Origin of the sequence: Halorubrum sp. Ea8 (assembly GCF_002252925.1) — an archaeon.
Lineage (GTDB): Archaea > Halobacteriota > Halobacteria > Halobacteriales > Haloferacaceae > Halorubrum.
In genome coordinates, this window is the sequence record NZ_NHPF01000016.1 from 1 (window position 1) to 7336 (window position 7336).

Here is a 7336-nt window from a genome sequence, read left to right on the forward strand (position 1 = left end):
GTCGTCGAGCCCGGCGATCGCGTGGTCGTGCCGAACGCGACCGGGAACGAGCAGTTCGACGTGGTCTGGGAGCCGGTCGCGTTCGACACCCGCGAGACCCTCGGCACCTACGACGGCGAGGACTCGGCGATAAGCGAGTGGGCCGAGGAGGAGCCGGGAGCGGACCCGCTCGGCGGCGGCGGTGGGTTCTGACGAGCGCGAGGACGAATCGAACCGAGCCGCGACCTACTCCACCGACACCCACTCGCCGCGCTCGTCGGAGCGCTCGATCGCGTCGAGCGTCTTCTGAACCTCGTACCCCTCCGCGAACGACGGCGAGAACTCGCCGCCCTCGGCGACCGCCGAGAGGAACATATGGTTCATACGTATATGGTCTTGGATAAATTACAAGATGTTCGCATGAGACGGTGGAGTATGGGACGAGCAACGGATCCGCGACACCGATACGAATCCGAAAAAGAGCGCGTGTCCAAACTTCCGGACGGCGACGCCGACGCTATCACCGAGTTCCTCCGCGCGCTTGATCCGGAGGATTTGGGGTATCAACACACCAAGAACGGGAAGATCGACACGAAAGCGGCGTCGACGCTTGTGTCCTACGGGCGCGCGCTGCGGTTGCTCACGGACGAACTCGACGACGATCTACTCGACGTGTCGACCGGCACGTTCAACGAACAGTTCGCGACGTGGAAGGACGACGGGTTCGCGGACAAGACGATCAAACAGCGACAGTCGGCGCTCATCAAATTCCTTCGCTACCACGGCGACGCCGCCCGCGCGGACCCGGACGGGATCGTGTTCGTCAAAGTCGAGAACCCGAACGGGACGATCGAGCCGGAGGACGTGCTCACTGGCGACGACGTGGAGGCGATGCGAAGCGCGTGTTCCAACTGGCGCGACCAGTGCCTCATCGATATGCTGGCGTACACGGGCCAACGTGTCCGAGCGATCCAAACCCTTCGGCTGAAAGACGTGGATCCCAAAGAGGGGGAAAGCGGCCGGTACCGGCTGAACACCGATGATTTAGGACTCAAGGGAGCCGACAAGATCGGCGAGAAACGACCGCTACTAGGCGCACAGAAAGCCGTCCGTGAATGGACACGCTCACACCCGACCGGTGATCCCGACGACTACCTCATCACCGGGCTGCCGGGATCGAACCGGCCGAATGGTGTGTCTGCGGGCGACTATCTCGGTCGCACATCACTCATGACCCGGCTGAAAGTACTCGCCGATCGAGCGGACGTTGAGAAGGACGTGAACCCTCACGCGTTCCGGCACTTCTTCGTGACGACATGTAAACGCGACTACGATATGGACGACTCGAAGGTGAAGTTCCTCATCGGTCACAATCAGGATTCGCGAGTGATGGAAACGACCTACCAACACCTGTCGGACCAAGAGTTCAATCTCGCTGTGGAGGAATCGCACGGGTACGAAGTGGAGAAAGACGACTCGGCGCTGACCCCAGCGACGTGTATCACCTGTGACGAACCACTGCCGGGGTCGGCGAAGGCGTGCCCGGGCTGTGGGACGGTATACACACCGGACGCACAAGACGCGAAGTCGCAAATCACGGAAGGGATCGAAGAGTCGTACAAGCAGGCCGACCCACAAGGCGGCGAAACGATGGAAGAGATCGAGGTGGTCGAGTCGGCGCTTGATGAGAATATGGACGCGATTATGCAAAGCGACGAATTGATGGACAAGATCGCGGACCGGGTCGCCGAGCGAATCAACGAGAATAGTTAGATATCAGGGTTTGTTGACGCAACACACACCGCGGTGTGCCTTCGGAACGCCGCAGCGTCTCGCGGCTACAGATTCACCCATTCCCCACGTTTGTCGGCCTCTGTGATCGCCTCAAGAATTTGCTGGACCTCATACCCATCCTCGAAAGTGGGGAACGTGTCCGGTATATTTCCTGTGGACACAGAGCGTAAGAACTCGTAGTTCTCGTGGACGAAGGTGTGCTCCCACCCGATGACGTGACCGGGGGGCCACCACCGGTCGACGTACGGGTCCGTCTCGTCGGTGACGAGTACCGTCTGGTAGCCGCGGTCGCCATCGCGGAGCACCTCCAGCTCGTTGAGCCGCTCTAAGGAGAATTTCAGGCTCCCCTTCGAGCCGTGGACCTCGATCGCGTGGTCGTTCTTGTGACCGGTCGCGAACCGGGTCGCCTCGAACGTCCCGATCGCCCCCGACTCGTAGGCGACCTGCGCGGAGTAGGCGTCGTCGACGGTCACGTCGCGGTACTCCGCGACTGCGGCGTCGCCGCCATCGCCGCCCTCGCTGCCCTCGTCGACGTCGCCGCCGTCCTCGTAGACGGGCCGTTCGTCGACGAACGTCTGCAGGTGGCCGGAGAGGCGGTCTATCCCGCCGACCTCGTCGCCGACGAGGAAGCTCGCGAGGTCGATCGTGTGCGCGCCGAGGTCGCCGAGCGCGCCCGAGCCCGCCATGTCGGCGTCCATGCGCCACGCCCACGGCGCCTCGGGGTCCGCGAGCCAGTCCTGGAGGTACCGCCCGCGGACCTGCCGGATCTCGCCGAGCTCGCCGTCCTCGATCAGCCCCTTCGCGTAGCGGAGCGCCGGGACGAACCGGTAGTTGAACGCGGTGCCGGCCGGGACGTCGGCGTCCGCCGCGGCGTCGCGCATCGCCGCCGCCTCGTCCAGGGTCGGCGCGAGCGGCTTCTCGCAGAGGACCGGAACGCCGGCCTCCAAGGCCGCGATCGACGGCTCCGCATGGACGTGGTTCGGCCCGAGGTTGTAGAACACGTCCACCTCGTCGAGGGCGTCTTCCCAGTCCGTCGCGGTGTGCGCGAAGCCGAAGCGGTCCGCGGCGTCGGCGAGCGCCCCCTCGTCGCGCCCGACGAGCGTGTGACGTTCGACGTCGGGCGCGTCCGGGAAGAACATCGGAAGCCGCGCCAGCGCGTTCGCGTGCGCCTTGCCCATGAAGCGATACCCCAGCACGCCGATCTTGAGTGGTTCCCGTGTCATGATTGCGTCCTCCGTCTTACTCCGCCCAGTACGCGTCGCCCGGCTGCGTCTCGAAGACGGCCCGATCGAGCACGTCGACCGCCTTCTCTAACCCCTCGCGAGAGGAGGTGAGCGAGTCCTCGTGTTCGATCGAGAGCGCGCCCTCGTAGCCGACAATCCGGAGCGTCGAGACGACGTCCTTCCAGTGGGCCTCGTCGTGGCCGTAGCCGATCGAGCGGAACAGCCACGAGCGGTCGGCCTCCGCGGTGTAGTCCGCCGTGTCGAGCACGCCCTTCACGCGGGCGTTCGCGTCGTACACCTTCGTGTCCTTGGCGTGGAAATGGTGGATCGCGTCGCGTTCGCCCAAAAACCGGATCGCCTCGGTGACGTCGATCCCCTGCCAGTAGAGGTGCGAGGGGTCGAAGTTGGCGCCGATCCGCTCGTTCGTGGCCTCCCGCAGCGCGAGCATCCCGGTCGGCTCGTACACGAGCATGTTCGGGTGCATCTCGATGGCGACGTCGACGCCGTGGTGGTCGGCGTGTTTCGCCAGGTCGTTCCAGTACGGGATCGCGACCTCGTCCCACTGGTACTCGTGGGCGTCGGCGTGCTCGCTCGGCCACGGCGCCGTGACCCAGTTCGGCGTCGAGTCGCCGGGCGCGCCCGCGGGGAGCCCGGAGAAGCAGGTCACCGTGCCGACGCCGAGCAGGTCGGCCAGCTCGATCGCCTCCCGGAGTTCGCGGTCCGCCGCCGCGGCGCGCTCCTCGTCCGGGTGGAGGGGGTTGTTGTGGGTCGCCAGCGCCGAGATCCGGAGGTCGTGCTCGTCGAGCAGGCCGAGCAGGTCCTCGCGCGCGGCCTCGTCGGCGAGGTGCGACTCGCGGTCGACGTGGTCCTCGCCGGGCCACCCCCCGACGCCGAGTTCGACCGCGTCGACCCCGATGGAGTCGAGGTACGCGGCCGCGTCTTCGGTCGATTCTCCGCCCAGCGGAACGGTCAGTACGCCGATATCCATGCGCGAAATAGTACAACACCCCGAATAAATCTTCAGGTGCTGGCGACCGACGGGTGCCGACGGCCGGATCTCACCCCCGTTCCGGGCGTTTTCGGCCTCAATTCGGTCTCCTTTCGGTCCGACGCGGGGCCGCGAACCACATGAGGTTTTAACGGGTGGAACGCGTATGACGGACTATGGGAATCCTCTCGCGCGCCTCCTACGTCATCCGCTCGAAGGTGAACGCCCTCCTGAACCGGGCGGAGGATCCGACGGAGTCGCTCGACTACTCGTACGAACAGATGCGCGACGAGCTCCAAGACGTCAAGCAGGGGATCGCCGACCTGACGACCCAGAAGAAGCGCCTGGAGATCCAGAAGCGCAAGCTCGAGGAGAACGTCGAGAAGCACAACCGACAGGCCCGCGAGGCGGTCCAGCAGGACCGCGACGACCTCGCGCGGAAGGCCCTCGAGAAGAAGAAGTCGAAGATGGCCCAGATCGAGGAGCTGGAGGGGCAGATAGCGGAGCTGAACGACACCCAGGATCAGCTCGTCGAGAAGAAGAACAAGCTGCAGAACCGCATCGAGGAGTTCCGCACGAAGAAGGAGACGATGAAGGCCCGCTACGAGGCCGCGGAGGCGTCCTCGCGCGTCTCGGAGGCGATGACCGGCGTCGGCGACGAGATGGAGGACGTGAGCCGGTCGATCGAGCGCGCCGAGGAGCGGACCGAGGAGATGGAGGCGCGCGCGGAGGCGATGGACGAGCTGGAGGAGTCCGGCGCGTTCGAGGACGCGCTCTCCGACAAGGACAGCATCGACCGCGAGCTGGAGAGCCTCTCGACGAACAGCGAGGTCGACGCCGAACTGGAGACGCTCAAGGGCGAGCTCGGGAAGGGCGAGCCGAAGAGCGACAGCGGGGGCGCGACCGACGAGGAAGTCGAGGACGAACTGGCGGACATCGAATCGGAGATCGACGCTGACGACCTCGAGGCTGACCTCGACGGGGACGCCGGTGCCGACGAGGAGGTCGACGTCGAACTGGAGGAGTCGGAGGTCGACGCCGACGAGCCGCGGAACTAACGAAGCCGGGCGCCGGTCGCCGCCGCCGTTCTCGCTTCCGGCCTCACTCCGAGCGCGCTCCGGTCCCCGCCCGCTCCTGTCCTTCGAGCCGGATCTCACCGTTCCCCATCCCGATCCCGTCATACGGGTCCTCGGCGAGCAGCAGCGAGCCGTCGAGGTCGGCGTAGTCGAGGAGCGGCGCGAGCTGGGCGGCCGCCGCGATCGACGCGTTCGACTCGATCATGCAGCCGCACATCACCTCCAGCCCGTGGGCTCGCGCCGCGGCGATCATCCGTCTCGCCTCGGGCAGGCCGCCGGTCTTCATCAGCTTCAGGTTCGCGATGTCGCAGCGGTCGGCGATCGCGGGAACGTCGTCGAGCGTCACGCACGACTCGTCGGCGGCGATCGGGAGCGCGGACCGCTCGTAGACGAACCGGAGCCCCTCCGGGTCCGCGGCGGGCACCGGCTGCTCGACGAACTCCACGTCGCGGTCGGCGAGCCACTCGCTCTTTGCGACCGCCTCGCGGGGCGTCCACGCCTCGTTGGCGTCGACGCGGAGTCGGGCCTCCGGCGCGGCCGCTCGGACGGCGTCGATCAGCTCGCGGTCCCGGTCGGTGCCGAGCTTGATCTTGAGGATCGGGTACCCGGCCTCGACCGCGGCCGCGGCCTTCTCCCGGACGCGCTCCGTCTCGTCGAGCCCGACGGTGTACGAGGTCGCCGGCGCGGCCGACGCGTCGAGCCCCCAGAGCCGATGGAGCGGGACGCCGAGCCGCTTCGCGGCGAGGTCGTGGACGGCGATCGAGACGGCGGCCCGGGCGGCCGGGTTGCCGCCGATCGCCGCCGCCATCCGCGACTCGATCTCGCGGATCGCGTGCGGGTCTCCGACGGACTCGACGACCGCGAGGAGGTCCGGGAGCACCGCCTCGACGGTGGCGGCCGTCTCGCCGTAGTGGGCCGACGGGGCGGCCCCGCCGACGCCGGTCATCCCGCCCTCGTCCGTGATCCGGACGATCACGTTCTCGGCCTCCGTCTGGGTGCCACGAGAGATCGTGAACGGGTCCTCGAGGGGAAGCGAGACCCGCTCGAACGCGGTGTCGAGGCTCATTTGTCGACGGTCTCCCCGCCGAGCCCGGCCTCGACGATCCCGTCGACGATCCCGTCGGCGCCGTCTCTGACGGGGTCGGCGGCGGGCGCGCCGACCGCGTCGCCGAAGGCGTCGACCGCGTCGGCGGCCGCCTCGTCGTCGTCGACGTCCTTCGTGTTGAGCGCGCCGGCGACGACGCTCGCTTCGCGGACGGGCGCCGCGAGCCCCTCGTAGAGGTCGACGTACTCCGGAAGCGAGGGGAGCGCGAACGACTCGTACCCGTGGATCGCCTCCCGCCCCGCGGCGTGACAGAGGACCAGCCCGTCCGCCATCGAGCCGTGGAGGATGCCACAGGTGACCGCCGAGTAGGCGGGGTGAACGATGCTTCCCTGCCCCTCGACGACGAGGAGGTCGTAGTCGTCGCCGACCTCGACGAGCATGTCCTCGACGGCGCCGGCGGTGAAGTCGGAGACGACGCGGTCGATCGGGTTCCCCCAGCCGGCGATCATGATCCCGGTCTGGCCGGTCGGGACGAACGCCGCGTCGATCCCGCGCTCGCGGGCGGCGGCGACGATCTCCAGCGAGGCGGTCATCTTCCCGACCGAGCAGTCGGTGCCGACCGTACACACCACGTCGGCGTCGACGTCGCCGGAGGCGCCCGTCGCCACCGTCAGGTCGTCGTCCGGCTCGCGAACGTCGACGAGGTCGACGCCGTGTTCGGCGGCCAGCGCGGCGAGCTCCTCGTCCTCGTTGAGGAAGTAGTGGAGCCCGCTCACCACGTCGCAGCCGGCCTCGATCGCGGCCTCGACGTCCGACCGCCAGGACTCGTCGAAGCCGCCGCCGATCGGCGCGATCCCGATATATACGGCGTCGACGTCGCCGTCGGCGGCCGCGTGCGCCTCGCCGAACGACCCGACGATCGGCGCGTCCGAGACGTCCGGGACGTGGTCGCGCACGCGCTCGCCGGCGCGGTCGCGGTCGAGGACGGCGCGCACGTCCTGGTCGCCGTAGCGCATCACGCCGAGCGCGGTCTTCGCGCGGCCGGGGAACTTCTCGTGGGCGAGGATGACGATCCGTTCGTGGTCCATGGTGGGTCGCTCGCTCCGGGCGTTGTTAAAAGGGTCGAGCGCTCGACGACCGGTCGACTCGGCAGCGCCGATCTCACCGGACGACACTCGAACGCGCGCCGTGATATTTATACCTGAACTGCAGTGGCGCGTGCCGGTGAGCG

The 7336-nt window shown here is 67.6% G+C and carries 6 protein-coding genes and 2 pseudogenes; 3 read left to right on the plus strand and 5 right to left on the minus strand.

Annotation, left to right across the window (positions count from 1 at the left end):
• Positions 1-192, plus strand: a pseudogene (locus DJ74_RS00715) (type IV pilin); the annotation flags it as partial.
• Positions 193-225: 33 nt separating this feature from the next.
• On the opposite strand, the pseudogene DJ74_RS00720 reads toward DJ74_RS00715, so the two are convergent.
• Positions 226-360: pseudogene (locus tag DJ74_RS00720) on the minus strand (gfo/Idh/MocA family oxidoreductase); the annotation flags it as partial.
• 54 nt (positions 361-414) lie between these two features.
• Between DJ74_RS00720 and DJ74_RS00725 the strand changes: the two are divergent.
• Positions 415-1752: a tyrosine-type recombinase/integrase gene (locus DJ74_RS00725; RefSeq protein ID WP_254922112.1), complete on the plus strand. Its 1338-nt coding sequence runs from the start codon at positions 415-417 to the stop codon at positions 1750-1752.
• A 65-nt stretch (positions 1753-1817) separates the two neighbouring features.
• Here the strand turns inward: DJ74_RS00725 and DJ74_RS00730 are convergent, their stop codons facing one another.
• The gene (locus DJ74_RS00730) at positions 1818-2996 is read right to left on the minus strand and encodes a Gfo/Idh/MocA family protein (protein ID WP_094525991.1); all 1179 of its coding nucleotides are present in this window, start codon (positions 2994-2996) and stop codon (positions 1818-1820) included.
• Positions 2997-3012: 16 nt separating this feature from the next.
• On the minus strand, positions 3013-3984 hold the full coding sequence (locus tag DJ74_RS00735; protein WP_094524890.1) for a sugar phosphate isomerase/epimerase: 972 nt from the start codon (positions 3982-3984) through the stop codon (positions 3013-3015).
• Between the two features lie 176 nt (positions 3985-4160).
• Between DJ74_RS00735 and DJ74_RS00740 the strand changes: the two genes are divergently transcribed.
• A complete protein-coding gene (locus tag DJ74_RS00740) occupies positions 4161-5042 on the plus strand; it encodes a PspA/IM30 family protein (RefSeq protein ID WP_094524889.1) in 882 nt (293 codons plus the stop codon).
• A 43-nt stretch (positions 5043-5085) separates the two neighbouring features.
• Here DJ74_RS00740 and DJ74_RS00745 read toward each other — a convergent pair whose 3' ends face one another.
• Complete coding sequence (locus DJ74_RS00745) at positions 5086-6126, minus strand: dipeptide epimerase (RefSeq protein ID WP_094524888.1); 1041 nt, start codon at positions 6124-6126, stop codon at positions 5086-5088.
• Positions 6123-7193 (minus strand): DUF1611 domain-containing protein, encoded by a 1071-nt coding sequence (locus DJ74_RS00750; protein ID WP_094525992.1) that lies wholly within the window; start codon positions 7191-7193, stop codon positions 6123-6125. Before DJ74_RS00750 ends, DJ74_RS00745 begins: the two co-directional genes overlap by 4 nt.
• Between the last annotated feature and the right edge of the window lie 143 nt (positions 7194-7336).